This window comes from Micromonospora sp. U21, from assembly GCF_018070045.1.
Lineage (GTDB): Bacteria > Actinomycetota > Actinomycetes > Mycobacteriales > Micromonosporaceae > Micromonospora.
Map to the genome: position 1 here is coordinate 1 of NZ_JAGPYK010000019.1, position 19454 is coordinate 19454.

Sequence of the window (19454 nt, forward strand, 5' to 3'; positions counted from 1 at the left end):
CACCCCCCGCCGCCGCCCGCCCCCGCCCCCGTCGATCTAGGGGATATCGCTGCTGTGGGAGATCAACTCACGGTTATATGCCCTAGATCGACGAGGATGGTGGTGGGCGCGGGGAGGGGGGCCTTCGGGGAGGTGGGAACACTGGGGTTAGAGGGGTTTGGGGGTGGGGGGCTTCTTCGTGCCGTAGAGCCAGGTGTCGAAGACCTCGTCCAGTTGCTTACCGGAGACGCGCTCGGCTAGGGCCACGAACTCGGCGGTGGTGGCGGTGCCGTTGCGCTTCTCGGCCGCCCAGGTCTTGATGATCTCGAAGAACGCCTTGTCGCCGACGGCCACCCGCAGCGCGTGCAGGGTCATCCCGCCGCGCTGGTAGACCGACTCGCTGAACAGCCCCTTCACCTCGGGCTTGCCCGGCGGCGTCCTCCACACCTGTGCCGGCACCCGGGCGTACCGGATGTCGAACGCCTGCTCGGCGGTGTACTCCTTGGTGTGCTCGGCCCAGAGCCACTCCGCGTACGTGGCGAAGCCCTCGTTGAGCCAGATGTCCTCCCACCTGGCCAGCGCCACGCTGTCGCCGAACCACTGGTGGGCCAGCTCGTGCGCGACCACCTCGGTGTTCTCGCCCTGACGGAAGAAGCCGGCGGAGTAGACCGGGCGGCTCTGCGTCTCCAGCGCGTAGCTGATCCGGCTGTCGGAGACCACCACACCGCCGTACGCGTCGAACGGGTACGGCCCGAACACGCTCTCCAGGTAGTCGGCCACCTTGACGGTCTTCGCGATCGACGCGTCCGCCGCGCCCTTGGCCACCTTCGTGGTGACCGCGCTGTACACCGGCCGTCCCTTGTGCTCACCGGTGGTGATCCGGAACTTGCCGATGACCAGCGTGCTCAGGTAGCTGGCCATCGGCGACTTCTCCGACCACTTCCAGGTGGTCCAGCCGTCCTTGCTCGTCCTGCCACCCGGTACGCCGTTGCTGACGGCGGTCACACCGTCCGGGACCGTGATCTCGAAGTCGTAGGCCGCCTTGTCGGACGGGTGGTCGTTGACCGGGAACCAGGTGCTCGCCGACTCGGGCTGGCCCAGTGCGATGGCGCCGTCGGAGGTGTGCAGGAACCCGCCGTCACCGAGCACCTCGTTCTTCAACGGCTTCGGTTTCCCCTCGTACCCGATCTCGGCGACGAAGCCGTTGCCCGTGATCAGGCCGGCGGCCGGCTTGATCACCAGCTCGTTCTTCTGCCGGGTGTGGGTTGCCGGGGCGCCGTCCACGGTGACCGTCCTGACGGTCAGGCCGGCCAGGTCGAGGTTGAACGTCGACAGGTCGGCAGTCGCGGTGGCCTGCACCGTGGCCGTGCCGGCCAGCTGGTCCTCCGCCGGGTCGTACCGCACCTTGACGGTGTACCGGCCGACGTCGTAGCCGCCGTTGCCGTAGGTGGGGAAGTAGGCGTCACCGACCCCGGCCGCGCCGGGCTTGAACGTCCGCGACGGCGTCGGAGAAACGCTCGCTGACGGCGCCGCCTCCGGTGCGGTCGAGTCGCATCCGGACAGTGCGAGCGCCCCGGTCACCAGCAGACCGGCACCCACCCGCAGCCTGTGCCGCGTCACCCACATCACGAGCCCTCCCCCTTACGGCGGCGGAGGCGGCCTGCGCCGCTCCACGCGAACGGCGTCCGCCCGCCGATCGCAGGCGGCAGCCTATCGACCGATCATCGCGGCCCCGTCACGGCAGGGTGGGTGCGGCACCGCCCACCAACCAGGCGTCGAAGAGCGGGCGTAGCTGCCGATCCGCCACCCGCTCGGCCAGCGCCACGAAGTCGGAGGTGGTGGCGTTGCCCCCCGCCCGCTCGGCGGTCCAGGTGCGCAGGATGCGGAAGAAGGTGTCGTCGCCGACGGTTCGGCGCAGCGCGTGCACGGTGAGCGCGCCGCGCTTGTAGACGGCGGTGCCGAACATCCGCTCCCGGCCCGGCTCGACCGACGGCTGCGACCAGTCGGTCGCCGCGTACTGGAGCTCGAAGTTGCGCTGCGCGGTGCGGCCGCCGTCGTGCTCCTCCCACAGCCACTCGGCGTAGCTGGCGAAGCCCTCGTTGAGCCAGATGTCGCCCCATCTGCTGAGCGACACGCTGTCGCCGAACCACTGGTGGGCCAGCTCGTGTGCGACAACGCCGAGGTTGGGCCGGTCGTCGGCGAAGAAGGCCGGCCCGTAGACCGGTCGGGACTGGGTCTCCAGCGCGTAGCCGATCCGGTCGTCGGCGACCACGATCCCGCCGTACGAGTCGAACGGGTACGGGCCGAAGCGGCTGGCCAGGAAGTCGACGATCGCACCGGTACGGGCCAGCGAGCCGGCCGCGCCACCGGTCGCCGGCATGCTCGCCGCCACCGCGGTGACCATCGGCCGGCCGGCGTGACTGCCGCTCACGACCCGGTAGTTGCCGATGACCAGCGTGGTCAGGTAGCTGGCCATCGGGGTGCGCTCCGACCAGCGCCAGGTGGTCCAGCCGTCGGCGCTGCTCTTCGGCCCGGGCACCCCGTTGCTCAGCGCGGACAGGCCGTCCGGGACGGTCACCGCGAGGTCGTAGCTGGCCTTGTCGGACGGGTGGTCGTTGACCGGGAACCAGGTGGCGGCGGAGTCCGGCTGGCCCAGCGCGACCGCTCCGTCGGGGGTGTGCAGGAAACCGCCGCTGCCCAGTTCCCCGTCGGCGATGGCGGTGGGCACGCCCGCGTACTCCACCGTCACCGTGAACGGCCGGCCGCGCGGCAGCCCGTCGTGCGGTGTCACCACCAGCTCGCCGTCGTCGCGGCGGTGCTCGGCCGGCGCGTCGGCGACGGTGACCGCGCCGACGTCGAGCCCGGCCAGGTCCAGGTTGAACCGGGACAGGTCCTGGGTGGCCGTCGCCGTGATGGTGGCCCGGCCGGTCAGCCGGTCGGTCGCCGGGTCGTAGCGGACGCCCAGGCCGTAGTGCGTGACGTCGTAGCCGCCGTTGCCGCTTCCTGGGACGTACGGGTCTCCGGCGTCGGCGGCACCGGGCCGGAACCCGTCGTCGTCGCGGGTGCAGCCGGCTGCGGCCACCGCGATCGCACAGGTCAGCGCGGTGAGGGCGGCGGCAAGCCGGTGGCGGGCGGGCGTCCGTCCGGTCAGGACCATGCACACTCCTCCTGTCGGCCTCCCGGGTCACGACGAGCGTAGCCAGCGCCGCCCGACGCGACGCGCGTATCGACGATCATCAGTCACTTTCGTCGAAACAGACAAAAGTTGGCTTCGATCGATACTTTCTTTTGGCTTCGACCGACGTTAGTGTCTGTCTCCAAGATGTAACGCGTCGGAACATTCAAGCCGACCGCTGCCGGAGGCGGGCTTTCTCCCGACTCCACACGCCGTGGCGGCGGCGTGGACCGGCCCCTTCGACTGCGCGGCACCGCACACGCCCGGCCCCCGCCGGGGACGCGGAACGGGCGCTCGGCGGCGCCCGCGACCGGACCCTCGTCGTACCTCTGCTGATCGTCATCGACGGCAAACCGCCGTCGCGAAAGGTGGAACAATGCCAGACCACACCGCATCCGACGCCCCCTCCGCCGGCCGGCTCAGCCGCCGGTCACTGCTCGCCGCGTCCGCCGGCGCGGCCGCCGCGCTCGGCGCAGCCGGCCTGCCGGTCCTCGCGACCGGCACCCCCGCGCTCGCCGATCCGAAGAACAAGAGCAAGCTGCGGGTCGAACCACTGATCCCGGCGAAGAACCGCGGCATCATCCTCTACAGCGTCCGGGACCGGATCACCGCCGCGCCCGACGACAGCGGAGTGCCGTACGGCTTCGAGCGCGTCCTCGCCCGGCTCGCGGAGATCGGCTACAAGGAGATCGAGTTCGCCGGCTACACCCAGAGCACCGAGATCCTCGGCCGGCAGATCACCCCGACCGAGATCCGCAAGATCCTCGACGACAACGGCCTGGTCGCCAACGGCACCCACGCCTCGATCCAGACGGCCACCTTCCAACAGCAGTTGGACATCGCCGAGGAACTCGGCATGAAGAACATCGGCACCGGCAGCGACCCCACCAACAGCGCGTACAAGGCCGAGTGGGACGCCGCCGCGGACATCTGGAACGAGTTGGGCCGGCAGGCCCGGGCCCGGGGCATGCGGCTCTACACGCACAACCACGACGCCGCGTACAGCTTCCTGATCGACCGTGGCCCGCGCGACGCGCAGGGTCGGCAGACCCGATCCTCCGGCATCCGGCGACTGGAGTACTTCTTCGAGATCACCGACCCGGGCTACGTCTTCTTCGAGCTCGACATCTACTGGGCCTACGTGGCCCGCCACAAGCACCAGAAGTACGTCAACCCGGCCGGCCAGGAGGTGACCGACCTGTTCGACCCGATCCTCACCGTGGCCGACCGGACCACCCGGTTCCCGCTCTTCCACGCCAAGGACGGCGACCGCGACACCGGCGTGCCCAACGGCTACCAGATGACCCCGCTGGGCGACGGCGACATCAACTTCCAGCAGTTCTTCCAGACCATCGGCGAGCAGAACTTCCACCACGCCAACTGGGAGATGGACACCGCTCCCGGCGGCACCGAGAACAAGAGTCAGTCGCTCGACTTCGCGGCGTCCAGCTACCGCAACATGTCCGACCTGACTATCTACCTCAAGAAGTGATCCCCGGCGCGGCCGGCATCCGTCCGACGCCGGCCGCGCCCCACTCCGCCGGACCTCCGGCGCCCCGTTCAACTGCGGCGCCCCGGTCAACGACTCGCCGCGCAACACCGGCCTGCGGGTGCTGCCGAAGGTCGAGCAGCCGCAGTTCTGGTACACCTTCGACGGACGCACCCCGTGCGCCGGGTCGTACCTGGAGAACCCGCCGGTCGGCTGTGACTTCAAGTGGCCGGTGATCGGCACCGGCGGTGTCGGCCCGATGGGCGGTCCGATCTACTCGTACGACCCGGCGTCGACCTCCGAGGTGAAGTTCCCCGAGTACTACCAGAACGCGGTGGTGTTCGGTGAGTTCACCCGGGACAAGATCTTCATGATGCGTACCGACGGCCGGGGCTCCCTGACCGGGGTCGAGCAGTTCCTCCCGGGCGTCGTCTTCGACAACCCGATGGACATGGAGTTCGGTCCGGACGGCTCGCTCTACCTGCTGGAGTACGGCGACGGCTTCTTCCGGGCCAACCCGGACGCGCAGCTGTCGGTGATCCGGTACGTCAAGGGCAAGCGGTCGCCGGTGGCGAAGCTCGACGCCACTCCGACGTCGGGGACCGCGCCGCTGACCGTGCGGTTCTCCTCGGCCGGCAGTTACGACCCGGACCCGGGCGAGTCCATCTCGTACGCCTGGGACTTCACCAGCGACGGCACGGTCGACTCGGCCGACCCGAACCCGTCGTTCACCTACACCGCGAACGGGACGTACACCGCGAAGCTGACGGTGACCGACTCCAGCGGTAGGACCGCGGTCCTCACCAAGGAGATCGTGGTCGGCAACACCGCGCCCACGGTGACCGTCACCTCCCCGGTGTCCGGCAGCTTCTTCACCTGGGGCGAGACCGTGCCGTTCACCGTCACGGTGACCGACCCGGAGGACGGGCCGGTGGACTGCTCGCGGGTGACCGTCACCTTCGTCCTCGGCCACGACAGCCACGGCCACCCGGACAGCTCCACCACCGGCTGCACCGGCACCCTCGCCACCCCGGCCGACGGCGGTGACCACGCCGGCGGCTACCTGTACGGCGGAATCAGCGCCTCGTACACGGACCTCGGCGGCGGCGGCCAGGCCGCACTCACCACGGTCGGCCAGGCGATCATCCAGACCCCTCGCCAGCAGGCCGAGAACGCCCAGGTCAAGCAGGGTGTGGAGGTGGCGACCACCGGCGACACCGGCGGCGGTCAGCACGTCAGCGGGATCGACCCGGGCGACCACATCGCCTTCGACCCGATCAACCTGGGCGGTGTCTCCACCGTGACGCTGCGGCACTCCGGCGGTTCGGCCGCCACCGCCGGCACCCCCCGTGCTCAGGTGGAGCTGCGGCTCGACTCGACGACCGGCCCGGTCGTCGCCACGGCGACGCTGAACGCGACCACCGGCAACTCGGCCTTCACCAGCACCACGGTGCCGATGGACCAGCCGGCCGGAGCGCACCGGCTCTACCTGGTCTACACCGCCGTACCCGGCGGACCGACCAGCAGCCTGGGCAACCTCAACTGGGTCGAGTTCACCGAGGGCTGACGCCCCCGGTACGACGGAGGCCGGCCCCGCATCGTCGCGGGGCCGGCCTTCCGGCGTACGGGGAACGGGTCAGCGGTCGAGGACCAGGCCGACCTTCTGGAACTCCTTGAGGTCGCGGTAACCGCACTTGGCCATCGCCCGGCGCAGCCCGCCGAACAGGTTGAGCTGGCCGTCGGCCTCGTCGGCCGGACCGAAGAGGAGCTGCTCCATCGAGCCGATCGGCTCACCGGAGACCTCGAAGGCGCCCCGGGGCAGCGACGGGTGGCTGGCCGCCGAGTGCCACCAGGCACCACCGGCGGGCGCCTCGTCGCAGAGCGACAGCGGCTCGCCGAGCATCACCGCGTCCGCGCCGCAGCCGAGCGCCTTGGCGATGTCGCCCGAGGTCTGGATGTCGCCGTCGGCGATCAGGTGCACGTACCGGCCGCCGGTCTCGTCGAGGTAGTCCCGGCGGGCCGCCGCGGCGTCGGCGATCGCGGTGGCCATCGGCACGCGGATGCCCAGCACCGACTCGGTGGTCGACCACTCGTCGCCGCCGATGCCCACGATCACGCCGGCCGCGCCGGTACGCATCAGGTGCAGCGCGGTCTTGTAGTCGGTGCAGCCGCCGACGATCACCGGCAGGTCGAGGTCGGCGATGAACTCCTTGAGGTTCAGCGGCTCGTCGGTGGTCGACACGTGCTCGGCCGAGACGATGGTGCCCTGGATGACCAGGATGTCCACCCCGGCGTCCAGGATCACCGGGGCCAGCGCCAGGGTGTGCTGCGGGGAGACCCGCACCGCCACCGTGCCGCCACCGGCCCGCAGCTCACGGACCCGCTCGGCGATCAGGTCGGGGCGGATCGGCTCGGCGTACACCTCCTGGAGCCGCTTGGTGGCGCGGGCGTCCTCGTCGAGGCCGGCCAACTCCTCCAGCACCTTGGTCGGGTTCTCGTAGCGGGTCCACAGCCCCTCGACGTTGAGCACGCCGAGGCCGCCGAGCTGACCGAGCCGGACGACCGACGCGGGGCTCATCGTGGCGTCGGAGGGGTGCCCGACGCACGGGATGCCGAACGGGTACGCGTCCAGCTGCCAGGCGGTCGAGACGTCGTCGACGTCCCTGGTCCGGCGGCTCGGCACGATGGCGATGTCGTCCAGGTGGTAGCCGCGCTGCGCGGTCTTGCCCAGCCCGATCTCGACCACGTCACGCATGGGGGACTCCAGGTTGTTGGGGGATGGTCAGCGGGAGTGGTAGTTGGGCGCCTCGACGGTCATCTGGATGTCGTGCGGGTGGCTCTCCTTGAGCCCGGCCGCCGTGATCCGGATCAGCTGGCCACGCCGGTGCAGCTCGGGGATGCTCTCCGCGCCGACGTACCCCATCGCGGCCCGCAGCCCGCCGGTGAGCTGGTGGGCGACGGCGGACAGGGGGCCCCGGTAGGGCACCTGACCCTCGACGCCCTCGGGGACCAGCTTGTCCTCGGCGAGCACGTCCTGCTGGAAGTACCGGTCCTTCGAGTACGACTTGGCCTGCCCCCGGGACTGCATCGCGCCGAGCGAGCCCATCCCGCGGTACGCCTTGTACTGCTTGCCGTTGATGAAGATCAGCTCGCCGGGGCTCTCCTCGCAGCCGGCCAGCAGGCTGCCGAGCATCACCGTGTCGGCACCGGCCACCAGCGCCTTGGCGATGTCGCCGGAGTATTGGATGCCGCCGTCGCCGATCACCGGCACGCCGGCCGGGCGGGCGGCCCGGGCCGCCTCCATGATCGCGGTGATCTGCGGGACGCCGACCCCGGCGACGATCCGGGTGGTGCAGATCGCGCCCGGACCCACACCGACCTTGATGCCGTCCGCGCCCGCGTCGACCAGCGCCTTCGCGCCGGCGTACGTGGCCACGTTGCCGCCCACGATGTCGATGCCGACGTCCTTCTTGAGCTGGCGGACCATGTCCAGCACGGCCCGCTGGTGGCCGTGCGCGGTGTCCACGATCAGCACGTCCACGCCCGCGTCGACCAGGGTGCGGGCCCGCTTGTACGCGTCCTCGCCGACCCCCACGGCGGCGGCCACCCGCAGCCGGCCCGCCTCGTCCTTGGTGGCGTTCGGGTACTGCTCGCTCTTGGTGAAGTCCTTGACGGTGATCAGCCCGCGCAGCCGGCCCGAGTCGTCGACGATCGGCAGCTTCTCGACCTTGTGCTTGCGCAGCAGCTCCAGCGCCTCGTCCTTGCTCACCCCGACCCGCGCGGTGACCAGCGGGGGCCGGGTCATGATCTCGTGCACCGGGGTGTCCGGCTCGGAGACGAAGCGCATGTCGCGGTTGGTGACGATGCCGACGAGCTGGCCGTCGCCGTCCACCACCGGCACGCCGGAGATCCGGTACCGCCCGCAGAGCTCGTCGACCTCGCGCAGGATGTCGTTCGGGCTGGCGGTCACCGGGTTGGTGATCATCCCGGACTCGGAGCGCTTGACCAGGTCGACCTGGAGGGCCTGGTCCTCCAGGGAGAGGTTGCGGTGCAGCACGCCGATGCCGCCCTGGCGGGCCATGGCGATCGCCATCCGCGCCTCGGTGACGGTGTCCATGGCGCTGGAGAGCAGCGGGATGGTCAGTTCGATCCGGCGGGTGAGCCGGGTACGGGTGTTGACCCGGCTGGGAACCACGTCCGACTCGCCCGGCTGCAGCAGCACGTCGTCGAAGGTGAGCCCGAGCGGAACCACCCGGGCCGAGCCCGCGGGCATCTCGGGCAGGTGGCCGCCCAGCTCGGCGTGCTCGGCGCCGGCCGGAAGGTCGGTGCTGGGCGAATTCTCCACGATTGCTCCCCTGAGCTGCTCGGATGGGCTTCAGCGAGGTGGCGCGGGCGGGCACCGGAACGCGCCACGGTGCCGGCGCGTCGTCCCATCGTACCCAGTGAGCTGGGCGACTCCTCCGGTGGCGGGCCGGCCCGTCGCGGAGCCGGGGGGGCGGACGCTCCCGCCGTCTTGGGTCTACGGTGAGGGGGTGCACGACGAGCCCATCGACCCGTTCAACGGCGACCCGGCCGATCCGACCGCGGGGCTGGACGACCCGGGCGACGACGCGACGCCGGATCCACTGACCGACGTCGAGCGGCAGGATGTGCTGGAGGACCTCGCCGACCTGGAGATCTACCAGGCGCTGCTGGCACCCATCGGGGTCCGGGGGCTGGTGATCGAGTGCGAGGACTGCCGGGAGCCGCACTACTTCGACTGGGACCTGCTCCGGGGCAACCTGCGACACCTGCTCAACTCGGGCCGGCCCCGGGTGCACGAGCCGGCCTACGACCCGGACCCGGACCACTACGTGACCTGGGACTACGCCCGCGGGTACGCCGACGGGGTGCACGACACCCTGACCGAGGGCACCGAGGACGAACCGGGCACCCCCACCGCCGCCGCCGACTGACCCGGTCCGCCCGCCCGGCCCCGCGTTCCGGCCGGCAGGATCGTGCTGCAACGACGATGTGGTGGCCTCCCTGTTCCGGGAAGCCACCACATCCTGGGTCGAGCACGATCAGCGGGGCGGGTGCGAGCGGGCCGGGATCAGGCGACCAGACCAGCGCGGAACCCGGCGGCCACCGCGTGTGCCCGGTCCCGAGCGCCGAGCTTGCGGAACAGCCGACGGGCGTGGGTCTTGACGGTGTCCTCCGAGACGAACAGCTCCCGGCCGATCTCCGCGTTGCTCTTGCCCTCGGCCATCCCCAGCAGCACCTGGAGCTCCCGCTCGGTGAGCCCGATCGACGCCCGGGCGGGCCGGGCACTCGGGGCGGGTCGGGGCGGGTCGGTCTGCTCTGCTTCCGGCTCACCGGTTGCCGACTCGACCTCGTCCTCGCCCCGCTGCACGGGCACCGACGGCACACCCGCCGGCCCCTCGCCGGGCACGGCGCCCCAGTTGGGCTCGCCCGAGCCGCGCAGCGACGGCGCGGAACGCCCGCCGACCGCCGCGGTGTCCCGGGCCGGGTCGGTGACCCGTTGCCGGGAGGCCCGGCCGGGCGCGGTGAGCAGCAGCAGGGCCTTGGCCACGGCGCTGGTCAGGTCGTGGTCGGCATTCTGGATGAGGCCCCGGGCGCCGGCGCTGATGGTGGCCGCCGCCGCCTCGGACTCCTCGGCGCCGAGCAGCACCACCGCGGCCTGCGGCGCGCGGGCCAGGACCCGGCGGACGAAGCCCGCGCTGTCGGGCCGGGTGAGGGCCGTGTCGGCGAGCACCACGTCGGCCGGCCGCTCGGCCAGTCGCAGCATCACCTCGGGATCGGAGACGGCGGTACGAACGATCGCGGACAACCCCAGCCGCGCTGCGGCCGAAGTCAGGTGCTGGGCCGCGAGTGGTGTCCGAACGCACACAAGAACGGTACGCACTGTGATCTCCTCTCCGCCAACGAGCAGACCATGACGGGGTCGGCTGGGGAGGGGGTTCCCGGCAATCCTCCGAACTTTTCCGACAGATAGGGCAAAAGCCGCAACTTCCGGCGCGTTCTCGATCACAGACGTGTGAGTCGGGGACAGTCCGGGTACCGAGAAGTCCAGGCCGGGAACGGTGCGCCTGCGCGGCCCGCCGCCCGGAAGCCGGCCACAAGGATCTCGCGGTGCCGCGCGGGAGGAGGGGTGCTGATGTCGAACGTACGTAGACTGCCCGGACCCATCGTCGATCTCTGGGACTGGCAGCGGCTCGGTGCCTGCCGAGGGCGGGACAGCGCTCAGTTCTTCCACCCCGACGGCGAGCGGGGCTCCTCCCGACTGCGTCGGGAGTCCGCCGCCAAGACCGTCTGCCGCACCTGCCCGGTCCGCGCCGAGTGCGCCGCGCACGCGCTGTCGGTCCGCGAGCCGTACGGCGTGTGGGGCGGCTTCAGCGAGTCGGAGCGGCTGCGCCTGCTCGCCGTCGGCTGGGAGGACCTGGCGGACCGCCGGCAGGCCCGGGTCGACGTGGCCCGCCTGGAGGCCCGGCTGGGCCGCCCGCACAAGTCGACCGTGCCAGCCCAGCGCAACGTCGCCTGACCAGCCACACCCCGACATACCGTGAACCGCGCCCCCGACCGGGGGCGCGGTTCACGCGTAGCCAACCGGGGTGCGGGACCGCGGTCAGCGGACGTTGACGGTGACCGTGTGCCAGCCGGTGGCCCCGTCCGGGACGACGCCCTGGGTGCGCTCGGTCTGGGTCTCGCCGGTCTCGTCGGTCGCCCGGACCTGGAGCCGGTGCTCGCCCGGCGTGGCGTCCCAGCGCCACGACCACTGGACCCAGGTGTCCACCGACACCGTCGGGGCCAGTTCCGCCTCCTGCCAGGGCCCGCCGTCGACGCGTACCTCGACCCGGCGGATGCCCCGGTGCTGCGCCCACGCGACGCCGGCCACGGTGACCGGGCCGGTGGTCAGCCGGTTGCGCGCCCGGGGCGCGTCGATCCGCGACTGGGTCTTGATCGGCCCCTGGGCGGACCAGCCCCGCGGCACCCAGTACGCGTCGAAGTCGGCGAACCGGGTCAGCTCCAGCTCGGTCACCCACTTGCAGGCGGACACGTAGCCGTAGAGGCCGGGCACCACCACCCGGACCGGGAAGCCGTGCTCGACCGGTAGCGGCTCGCCGTTCATGCCGATCGCCAGCAGCGCGTCCCGCCCGTCGCGCAGCACGGCGGTTGGGGTGCCACACGTCCAGCCGTCGACCGACCGGCCGACGACCTGGTCGGCGTCCTCCTCCGGCTCGACCTCGTCCAGCAGCTCACGCAGGGGTACGCCGAGCCAGCGGGCGTTGCCGATCAGGTCTCCGCCCACCTCGTTGGAGACGCAGGCCAGCGTGATGTACCGCTCGACCAGCGGCCGGGCCAGCAGGTCGGCGTAGCTGTAGGTGCGCTCGGTACGGACCCGCCCGTGGATCCGCAGCCGCCAGGTCGCCGGGTCGACCTGCGGCACCACCAGCGCGGTGTCGATCCGGTAGAACCCGAAGTTCGGGGTGACGTACGGCGCGAGCTGGGCCATCGAGAGGTCCGCGCCGGCCGGCAGGGCCGGTGCGGGGGCGACCGGCGCGGGCAGGCGGATCGCCTCCCGGGCGGCGGACACCCCGCGCCGGCCGGCCAGCCAGCGCCCGCCGAGACCGGCCACCGTGGCCGTGCCGAGCAGCACTCCGGCACCGGTGAGGAACCGCCGTCGTGACTCCGGATCGACCCCCTCGCCCGGCGCCCGCCCGCTCGGCACGGCCGGCTCCGGCGGCGCGGCAGGGGTGACCGGCACCGGCCGGTCGTCGGACGTCATCGGGCCGGCCGGCGACACCGGCGCCTGCGGTGCCCCCGCGCGGGGCGCGGTCGGCGTCGGCGAGGACCAGGGCCAGGGGTCCAGCTCCAGCGGACCGGCGATGAACAGCCAGAGCACCAGGGCTCCGAGACCGCCGCCGGCCAGCGACGGCAACGCGTCGGCGGCGTCCGCGCCGGAACGGGTCAGCGCGGCGGCCACACCGACGGCGGCGAACGCCGCGATCCCGGCCAGGCCGAGGGCCAACCGGCGTGCCGCCAACATCCCGAGCAGCGCGGCGAACGCGGCCAGCAGCAGCGCGGTGCCGACCAGCAGGGCGATCTTGTCGGCGGTGCCGAAGATGTCGATGGCGAGCTGCTTCAGCGACTCGGGGACGGCGTCGACGACCACCCCGCCGACCGCGACCAGCGGCGCCGACCGGGGCCCGGTCAGAACCGCCACCGGTTCCGCGATCCCGATCGCGATGGCAGCTGCGGTGACTCCGGCCAGCGCGGCGTACCGCCGCGACGTGGTGCTCATCGGCCCAGTGTGCGCGATCAACTCGCCGGGTCGCCAACCATGTCAGCGTCCGGTAATGATCTGGGAACGGACCGGGGCACACCGCCGTACGACGGTGTGCCCCGGGACGTACCGCTACCGGATCAGAAGCCCGGGCCGTGCTGGTGGCCGTGACCGTGGCCGTGCCCACCGGCGGCGGCCGGCTCGGCCTGCTCCGGCTTCTCCACCACGAGGCTCTCCGTGGTGAGCAGCAGGCCGGCGATCGACGCGGCGTTGGTGACCGCGTTGCGGGTCACCTTCACCGGGTCGATGATGCCGGCCTTGACGAGGTCGACGTACTCGCCCGCGGCCGCGTCGAGGCCGTTGCCCCACTCCATGCCGGCGACCTTCTGGGTCACGACGTAGCCGTCGTGACCGGCGTTCTGCGCGATCCAGCGCAGCGGCTCGACCAGCGCCTTGCGCACGATCGAGACGCCGACCTTCTCGTCACCGGTGAAGCCCAGGTCGTCGTCGAGCACCGGGAGGATCTGCACCAGGGCGGCGCCGCCGCCGGGCACGGTGCCCTCCTCGACCGCGGCCTTGGTCGCCGCGATGGCGTCCTCGATGCGGTGCTTGCGCTCCTTCATCTCGACCTCGGTCGCCGCGCCCACCTTGATCACGGCGATGCCGCCGGAGAGCTTCGCCAGCCGCTCGGCCAGCTTCTCCCGGTCCCAGTCGGAGTCGGAGGCCTCGATCTCCTTGCGGATCTGGGCCACCCGGTCGGCGACGTCGGCCTTCTGGCCGCCACCGTCGACGATCGTGGTGTTCTCCTTGTCGACCACCACGCGCCGGGCGGTGCCGAGCACCTCCAGGCCGACCTGGTCGAGCTTGTAGCCCAGCTCCGGGGCGACCAGCTCGGCGCCCGTGGAGATCGCGATGTCCTGGAGCATCGCCTTGCGCCGATCGCCGAAGCCCGGGGCCTTCACCGCGCAGACCTTGAGGGTCTTGCGCAGCGAGTTGACCACCAGCGTGGAGAGCGCCTGACCGTCCACGTCCTCGGCGATGATCAGCAGGGGCTTGCTGTTCTGCAGGACCTTCTCCAGCAGCGGCAGCAGCTCCTCGATCGCCGAGATCTTCTGGGTGGTGACCAGGATGTACGCGTCCTCGAGGACGGACTCCTGACCCTCCAGGTCGGTGACGAAGTTCGGCGAGATGAAGCCCTTGTCGAACTGGAGACCCTCGGTCACGTCCAGCTCGGTGGTGAGCGCGGAGCCCTCCTCGACGGTGATGACGCCGTCGCGGCCGACCCGCTCCATCGCCTCGGCGATCAGCTCGCCGATGGTGGAGTCCTGCGCGGAGATCGTCGCCACGTTCGCGATCGACTCCTTGCCGGTGACCTCCGCGGCCCGACCGAGCAGCGCCTCAGAGATCTTGGTGGCCGCCGCGTCGATGCCCCGCTTGAGCCCGGCCGGGTTGGTCCCGGCGGTCACGTTGCGCAGGCCCTCGCGGACCATCGCCTGGGCCAGCACGGTCGCGGTGGTGGTCCCGTCGCCGGCGACGTCGTTGGTCTTGGTCGCCACCTCCTTGACCAGCTGCGCGCCGAGGTTCTCGTAGGGGTTGGTGAGCTCGATCTCCTTGGCGATGGTCACACCATCGTTGGTGATCGTCGGCGCACCGAATTTCTTGTCCAGGACGACGTTGCGCCCGCGCGGGCCGAGGGTGACCTTGACCGCGTCCGCGAGGGCGTTGACACCGTGCTCCAGCAGGTGCCGGGCGTCGTCCGAGAAGCTCAGGATCTTCGCCATGAATGTCCCTTCGAAGTGCCACTGCCCCGGCCCGGCGAGCCGGACCGGGGCAATGGCACTGATCGGTTGCTTACTTCTCGATGACCGCGAGGACGTCGCGGGCGGAGAGCACCAGGTACTCCTCGCCGGCGTACTTGACCTCGGTGCCGCCGTACTTCGAGTAGAGAACGGTGTCGCCGACCTTGACGTCGAGCGGCACACGGTTGCCGTTGTCGTCGATCCGGCCCGGGCCGACAGCGAGGACGGTGCCCTCCTGCGGCTTCTCCTTGGCGGTGTCGGGGATCACGATGCCCGACGCCGTGGTGGTCTCAGCCTCGTTCGCCTGGACCACGATCCGGTCCTCGAGCGGCTTGATCGCAACCTTGGTCGCGGTAGTCACGGGCATACCCTCCTGGGGTACTGGTTTCGTTGCCGGCCGGCGGGGCCGACCAGCGTCAATCTGCCACATGCCACCGGGCGGGACCGTCGTCGCGGGTGCCGGTCCGCCTGGCGTTTCGCACCCGGGTCGCGAGACCCGGAAGCTGGCACCCTCAGGGTGAGAGTGCTAATCGCAGGTTATTCCGTGGCTAGCACTCCGTCAAGGAGAGTGCCAACGCACCGTCCGACGTGTCGCCACAGTTCCGCCAGTCGTTACCGCAACACGCCGGGAGCACCTCGTCATGGAGTGGCCGTCTCCCTACCGTCGGTTGCCACCACCGGAAGCCGCGGAAAGCGGAGCCGGGTGTCCCGGATACCGACACTGACGTTCCTGCACGAACAGCTACGCCGGGCACGCCAGGCGCGCGGGCTCAGCCAGGAGGAGCTGGGAAAGCTGGTCAACTACTCATCGTCGTACGTGAGTGCGGTCGAGACCGGGCAGAGCCCGGTCAAGCCGGACTACGTCGGCCGCATCGACTCGACCCTGGACACCGGCGGTCTCTTCGTCGGCATGCTGGAGCTGATCCGCTTCCACGCCGCGCCGGACTGGTTCCGTCCGTGGGACGAGAACGAGCGGGAGGCGGTGGCGCTGCGCTGGTACGACCCCACGGTGATCCCCGGCCTGCTCCAGACCGAGGGATACGCGCGGGCGATGCTCGGCGTGGGCGGCGAGCTGACCGCCGAGGAGGTGGAGACGCGCGTGGTGGCCCGGCTCGCCCGGCAGTCCCTGCTGACCGCCGAGCCGCGTCCGCACCTGGTCGCGGTGCTGGAGGAGCACACGCTGCGCCGGCAACTCGGCGACCGGGAGATCATGCGCGATCAGCTCCAGCACCTGCTGGCCGTGGGCACCGCACCGAACGTGCAGGTCCGGGTCGTGCCCGCCGACACCCCCTGGCATGTCGGGCTCAACGGTCCCTTCATCCTGGCCCGACTCAACAACGGGGCCGAGCTGGTCCAGCTGGACAACCAGCTCCGGGGGCAGACCGTGGACAGCCCGAACGACGTTGCCGCCCTGGAGCGGCGCTGGGAGACTGTGACCGGCGAGGCGCTGCCATGCCGGCAGTCCGCCCGGCTGATCGAGGAAGTGGTGCAGACATGGACCTGACCCACGCCACCTGGCGCAAGGCATCCCGCAGCAACAGCAACGGCGGCGCCTGCGTCGAGGTCGCCGACAACCTGCCCGGCGTGGTCGCCGTGCGCGACAGCAAGGACCCGACCGGGCCGGCGCTCACCTTCACCCCGGCGAGCTGGCGGGCGTTCGTCGCCGCCACGCCCACCGACTGACACCACCGTCCGGCCAGCCCGACCCGCCCGGGACAATGACCGGGTGGATCTCGACCAGCTGGCGGCGCTGCGTACCCCCGAGGGGTCGGCCGCGCTCGCGGCGGCGGCCGGGCTGACCGGCGGTGACCCCCTGGCCGCGGCGTCCGCCCTGCGTGCGACCGGCGTGCCGCCGGCACTGGCCTCGGCGGCGCTGACCCAGGCCGACCTGCGCCATCGGGCGGTCGGCAAGTTCGGCCCGGCCGCCGCCGGGATGTTCCTCACCCGCGCCGGGCTGGAGCAGGCCACCCGCCGGGTGGTGGCCGACCGCCGCGCCGCCCGGCTCCGCGACGCCGGCGTGCGCACCCTGGCCGACCTCGGGTGCGGTCTCGGCGCCGACGCGCTCGCCGCCGCCCGCGCCGGCATCCGGGTGTACGGGGTGGAGGCCGACCCGGTGACCGCCGCGATGGCCGCCGCCAACGCCGCAGCGGCCGGGCTCGCCGAGCTGTTCACGGTCGAGTGCGGCGACGCCACCACGTTCGACGTCTCCCGGGTCGACGGGGTCTTCTGCGACCCGGCCCGGCGCCGGGCCGGGACCGGGCGGCGGATCTTCGACCCGCGCGCCTACTCTCCGCCGTGGGATTTTGTCACCGGGCTCGCCGAAAGGGTGCCACGCACCGTCGTCAAGGTGGCGCCGGGACTGGATCACGCGCTCATCCCGGCCGGCGCGGAGGCGGAGTGGGTCGGCGTGGACGGCGATCTGGTCGAGGCGGCGCTCTGGTGCGGCGAGCTGGCGGAGGTGCCCCGCCGCGCCACGCTCTACCGGCAGGGAGCGGGCGGCGACGAGACCCGCCGCCACCAGCTCACCGGCTCGGGTGCCGCTGAGGCTCCGGTCGGCCCGGCGCGCCGCTACCTGTACGACCCGGATCCGGCGGTGGTCCGCGCGCACCTCGTCGCCGAGCTGGCCGGCGAGCTGGACGCCACCCTCGGCGACGCGAGCATCGCCTACCTCTACGCCGACCATCCGACCCGCACCCCGTACGCGCGCTGCCTGGAGGTGACCGACGTGCTGCCGTTCTCGCTCAAGCGCCTGCGGGCTCTCCTGCGGGACCGCCGGGTCGGCCGGGTGGAGATCCTCAAGCGGGGGTCCGCGCTCACCCCGGAGCAGCTCCGGCGGGACCTGCGGCTGACCGGTGACGCCGCGGCGAGCCTGGTGCTCACCCGGGTCGCCGGGGCACCGACCGTTCTGATCTGCCAGCCGGTCGACTAGGTTCGTCGGCGTGGCGGGACAGGGCACTCCGGCGACGGCACTGCTGGTCAAGCGCGGGATCGCGCATCGCACCCACCCCTACCGGGTGGCGCCGGACGCGCCGAACTACGGCGCGCTGGTGGCGGCGACTCTCGGCGTACCCCCGGAGCGGGTGTTCAAGTCGCTGGTGACCGAGGTCGACGGCGCGCTCACCGTGGCGGTCGTCCCGGTCACCGGCGAGCTCGACCTCAAGGCGCTCGCGGCGGCCGTCGGCGGCAAGCGGGCGGCGCTGGCCGATCGGACGGTCGCCGAGCGGGCGACCGGCTACGTGCGGGGCGGGATCAGCCCGCTCGGGCAGCGCCGGCGACTGCCCACCGTGCTGGACGTCTCCGCGCTCGACCTGCCGACGATCTATGTCTCCGCTGGCCGGCGCGGTCTGCATCTCGAACTGGCCGCGGCGGATCTGGTGGCGCTGGCCGAGGCGCGCACGGCAGCGCTGCAGACCCGCTGACGGCTGCCGCCCATCGTCATCTCCCCTGAATGGCCGGGGAGTGACAGTCGCGTTGCTGAATTGTTATCGCTCCCAACAAACTTGACGCACCGCCGGTCTTGTGGATTCGGTGTGATGCGAAATACGTTGCCGGGCACAACAAAACAACACCTCCCCCACCCCCGAAAGGACCCTGCACATGCGTAAGGGGCTCCTCACCATCGCCGCCGTGGGCCTGCTCACGACCGGCAGCATGACCGCCTGCGGCGGCGACTCCGGCGACGACCAGGCCAGCTCCGCCAAAACCCCCAAGATCGGCGTGATCCTTCCGGACAGCAAGTCCTCCGCCCGCTGGGAGAGCGCGGACCGTCGGTTCCTGGAAGAGGCGTTCAAGGCCGCCGGCGTCCAGTACGACATCCAGAACGCCCAGAACGACAAGACCGCCTTCCAGACCATCGCCGACCAGATGATCACCAGCGGCGTCACCGCCCTGATGATCGTCAACCTGGACTCCGGCACCGGCAAGGCCGTGCTCGACAAGGCCAAGTCGCAGGGCGTCGCCACCATCGACTACGACCGGCTCACCCTGGGCGGCTCGGCCCAGTACTACGTCAGCTTCGACAACGAGACCGTGGGCAAGCTCCAGGGCGAGGGTCTGGCCAAGTGCCTGACCGACCAGGGCGCCAAGAACCCGGTCGTGGCGTACCTGAACGGCTCCCCCACCGACAACAACGCCACCCTGTTCAAGAACGGCTACGACTCGGTGCTCAAGCCGAAGTTCGACGCCAAGGAGTACATCAAGGGCCCGGAGGACGCCGTGCCGGCCTGGGACAACGCGCAGGCGGCGACGATCTTCGAGCAGCAACTCACCAAGGCCAACGGCAAGATCGACGGCGTGCTGGCCGCCAACGACGGTCTCGGCAACGCGGCCATCTCGGTGCTCAAGAAGAACAAGCTCAACGGCAAGGTGCCGGTGACCGGGCAGGACGCCACCCCGGAGGGCCTGCAGAACATCCTCGTCGGTGACCAGTGCATGACCGTCTACAAGGCGGTCCGGGAAGAGGCGAAGGCCGCCTCCGACCTGGCCATCGCGCTCGCCAAGGGTGAGAAGAAGGACACCGGCCAGACGGTGAAGGACCCGGAGGGCGGCCGGGACGTCCCCTCGGTGCTGCTCACCCCCAAGGCCATCTACAAGGAGAACGTCAAGGACGTCATCGCCGACGGCTACGTGACCAAGGAAGAGGTCTGCACCGGGACGTACGCCAAGCTCTGCGCCGACGCCGGCATCAGCTGACCGACGCCGCAGTACCCGCCGGGACGACCATCGCCG

Annotated in this window: 17 protein-coding genes; 9 read left to right on the forward strand and 8 right to left on the reverse strand. The window is 71.5% G+C overall.

Annotated elements, in window-relative coordinates; genetic code table 11:
* Positions 1-147 precede the first annotated feature (147 nt).
* Positions 148-1605 carry a M1 family metallopeptidase gene (locus tag KBX63_RS22885; protein ID WP_210914183.1) on the reverse strand — a complete coding sequence of 486 codons (1458 nt, stop codon included), beginning with the start codon at positions 1603-1605 and terminating at the stop codon, positions 148-150.
* A 109-nt stretch (positions 1606-1714) separates the two neighbouring features.
* Entirely contained in the window at positions 1715-3136 is a 1422-nt protein-coding gene (locus KBX63_RS22890; RefSeq protein ID WP_210913849.1) for a M1 family metallopeptidase, read from the reverse strand.
* Between the two features lie 394 nt (positions 3137-3530).
* On the opposite strand from KBX63_RS22890, the gene KBX63_RS22895 reads away from it, so the two are divergent.
* Together KBX63_RS22895 and KBX63_RS22900 are read left to right on the forward strand one after the other, a co-directional pair.
* Positions 3531-4646 carry a sugar phosphate isomerase/epimerase gene (locus KBX63_RS22895; protein WP_210913850.1) on the forward strand — a complete coding sequence of 372 codons (1116 nt, stop codon included), beginning with the start codon at positions 3531-3533 and terminating at the stop codon, positions 4644-4646.
* 118 nt (positions 4647-4764) lie between these two features.
* Positions 4765-6210: a carbohydrate-binding protein gene (locus KBX63_RS22900; protein ID WP_210913851.1), complete on the forward strand. Its 1446-nt coding sequence runs from the start codon at positions 4765-4767 to the stop codon at positions 6208-6210.
* Positions 6211-6279: 69 nt separating this feature from the next.
* On the opposite strand, the gene KBX63_RS22905 is transcribed toward KBX63_RS22900, so the two are convergent.
* Positions 6280-7398, reverse strand: coding sequence for a GuaB3 family IMP dehydrogenase-related protein (locus tag KBX63_RS22905; RefSeq protein WP_210913852.1), 1119 nt, complete (start codon positions 7396-7398; stop codon positions 6280-6282).
* A 27-nt stretch (positions 7399-7425) separates the two neighbouring features.
* Positions 7426-8988, reverse strand: a complete 1563-nt coding sequence (gene guaB, locus KBX63_RS22910) for an IMP dehydrogenase (protein WP_210913856.1) — start codon at positions 8986-8988, stop codon at positions 7426-7428.
* A 187-nt stretch (positions 8989-9175) separates the two neighbouring features.
* Here guaB and KBX63_RS22915 point away from each other — a divergent pair, with 187 nt between their 5' ends.
* Positions 9176-9598 carry a DUF5319 domain-containing protein gene (locus tag KBX63_RS22915; protein WP_210913858.1) on the forward strand — a complete coding sequence of 141 codons (423 nt, stop codon included), beginning with the start codon at positions 9176-9178 and terminating at the stop codon, positions 9596-9598.
* 137 nt (positions 9599-9735) lie between these two features.
* On the opposite strand, the gene KBX63_RS22920 is transcribed toward KBX63_RS22915, so the two are convergent.
* A complete protein-coding gene (locus KBX63_RS22920) occupies positions 9736-10548 on the reverse strand; it encodes a LuxR family transcriptional regulator (RefSeq protein WP_210913859.1) in 813 nt (270 codons plus the stop codon).
* A 252-nt stretch (positions 10549-10800) separates the two neighbouring features.
* Between KBX63_RS22920 and KBX63_RS22925 the strand changes: the two genes are divergently transcribed.
* The gene (locus KBX63_RS22925; RefSeq protein ID WP_210913871.1) at positions 10801-11184 is read left to right on the forward strand and encodes a WhiB family transcriptional regulator; all 384 of its coding nucleotides are present in this window, start codon (positions 10801-10803) and stop codon (positions 11182-11184) included.
* Positions 11185-11268: 84 nt separating this feature from the next.
* Here KBX63_RS22925 and KBX63_RS22930 read toward each other — a convergent pair whose 3' ends face one another.
* The 3 genes from KBX63_RS22930 to groES form a co-directional block, all read right to left on the reverse strand.
* Positions 11269-12945, reverse strand: coding sequence for a molybdopterin-dependent oxidoreductase (locus KBX63_RS22930; RefSeq protein WP_210913891.1), 1677 nt, complete (start codon positions 12943-12945; stop codon positions 11269-11271).
* A gap of 122 nt (positions 12946-13067) precedes the next feature.
* Positions 13068-14708 carry a chaperonin GroEL gene (gene groL, locus KBX63_RS22935; protein WP_210913910.1) on the reverse strand — a complete coding sequence of 547 codons (1641 nt, stop codon included), beginning with the start codon at positions 14706-14708 and terminating at the stop codon, positions 13068-13070.
* A 70-nt stretch (positions 14709-14778) separates the two neighbouring features.
* A complete protein-coding gene (groES, locus tag KBX63_RS22940) occupies positions 14779-15093 on the reverse strand; it encodes a co-chaperone GroES (protein WP_084757526.1) in 315 nt (104 codons plus the stop codon).
* Positions 15094-15429: 336 nt separating this feature from the next.
* Here groES and KBX63_RS22945 point away from each other — a divergent pair, with 336 nt between their 5' ends.
* The 5 genes from KBX63_RS22945 to KBX63_RS22965 all read left to right on the forward strand — a co-directional run bounded on the left by KBX63_RS22945 (position 15430) and on the right by KBX63_RS22965 (position 19418).
* Positions 15430-16230, forward strand: coding sequence for a helix-turn-helix transcriptional regulator (locus KBX63_RS22945; RefSeq protein ID WP_210913913.1), 801 nt, complete (start codon positions 15430-15432; stop codon positions 16228-16230).
* Positions 16221-16409, forward strand: coding sequence for a DUF397 domain-containing protein (locus KBX63_RS22950; protein WP_210913918.1), 189 nt, complete (start codon positions 16221-16223; stop codon positions 16407-16409). The genes KBX63_RS22945 and KBX63_RS22950 overlap by 10 nt, the downstream gene beginning before the upstream one ends.
* A 43-nt stretch (positions 16410-16452) precedes the next feature.
* Positions 16453-17655: a methyltransferase domain-containing protein gene (locus KBX63_RS22955; protein ID WP_210913919.1), complete on the forward strand. Its 1203-nt coding sequence runs from the start codon at positions 16453-16455 to the stop codon at positions 17653-17655.
* Positions 17656-17665: 10 nt separating this feature from the next.
* Entirely contained in the window at positions 17666-18145 is a 480-nt protein-coding gene (ybaK, locus tag KBX63_RS22960; RefSeq protein ID WP_210913933.1) for a Cys-tRNA(Pro) deacylase, read from the forward strand.
* Between the two features lie 178 nt (positions 18146-18323).
* Positions 18324-19418, forward strand: coding sequence for a sugar ABC transporter substrate-binding protein (locus tag KBX63_RS22965; protein ID WP_210913935.1), 1095 nt, complete (start codon positions 18324-18326; stop codon positions 19416-19418).
* Positions 19419-19454: the final 36 nt, after the last annotated feature.

What these genes read in the sequence shown, in the direction of transcription:
- KBX63_RS22885 (WP_210914183.1), bottom strand. Translation starts at nt 1,605, where the DNA reads ATGTGGGTGACGCGGCACAGGCTGCGGGTGGGTGCCGGTCTGCTGGTG.
- KBX63_RS22890 (WP_210913849.1), bottom strand. Translation starts at nt 3,136, where the DNA reads ATGGTCCTGACCGGACGGACGCCCGCCCGCCACCGGCTTGCCGCCGCC.
- KBX63_RS22895 (WP_210913850.1), top strand. Translation starts at nt 3,531, where the DNA reads ATGCCAGACCACACCGCATCCGACGCCCCCTCCGCCGGCCGGCTCAGC.
- KBX63_RS22905 (WP_210913852.1), bottom strand. Translation starts at nt 7,398, where the DNA reads ATGCGTGACGTGGTCGAGATCGGGCTGGGCAAGACCGCGCAGCGCGGC.
- KBX63_RS22925 (WP_210913871.1), top strand. Translation starts at nt 10,801, where the DNA reads ATGTCGAACGTACGTAGACTGCCCGGACCCATCGTCGATCTCTGGGAC.
- KBX63_RS22930 (WP_210913891.1), bottom strand. Translation starts at nt 12,945, where the DNA reads ATGAGCACCACGTCGCGGCGGTACGCCGCGCTGGCCGGAGTCACCGCA.
- groL (WP_210913910.1), bottom strand. Translation starts at nt 14,708, where the DNA reads ATGGCGAAGATCCTGAGCTTCTCGGACGACGCCCGGCACCTGCTGGAG.
- groES (WP_084757526.1), bottom strand. Translation starts at nt 15,093, where the DNA reads ATGCCCGTGACTACCGCGACCAAGGTTGCGATCAAGCCGCTCGAGGAC.
- KBX63_RS22950 (WP_210913918.1), top strand. Translation starts at nt 16,221, where the DNA reads ATGGACCTGACCCACGCCACCTGGCGCAAGGCATCCCGCAGCAACAGC.
- KBX63_RS22965 (WP_210913935.1), top strand. Translation starts at nt 18,324, where the DNA reads ATGCGTAAGGGGCTCCTCACCATCGCCGCCGTGGGCCTGCTCACGACC.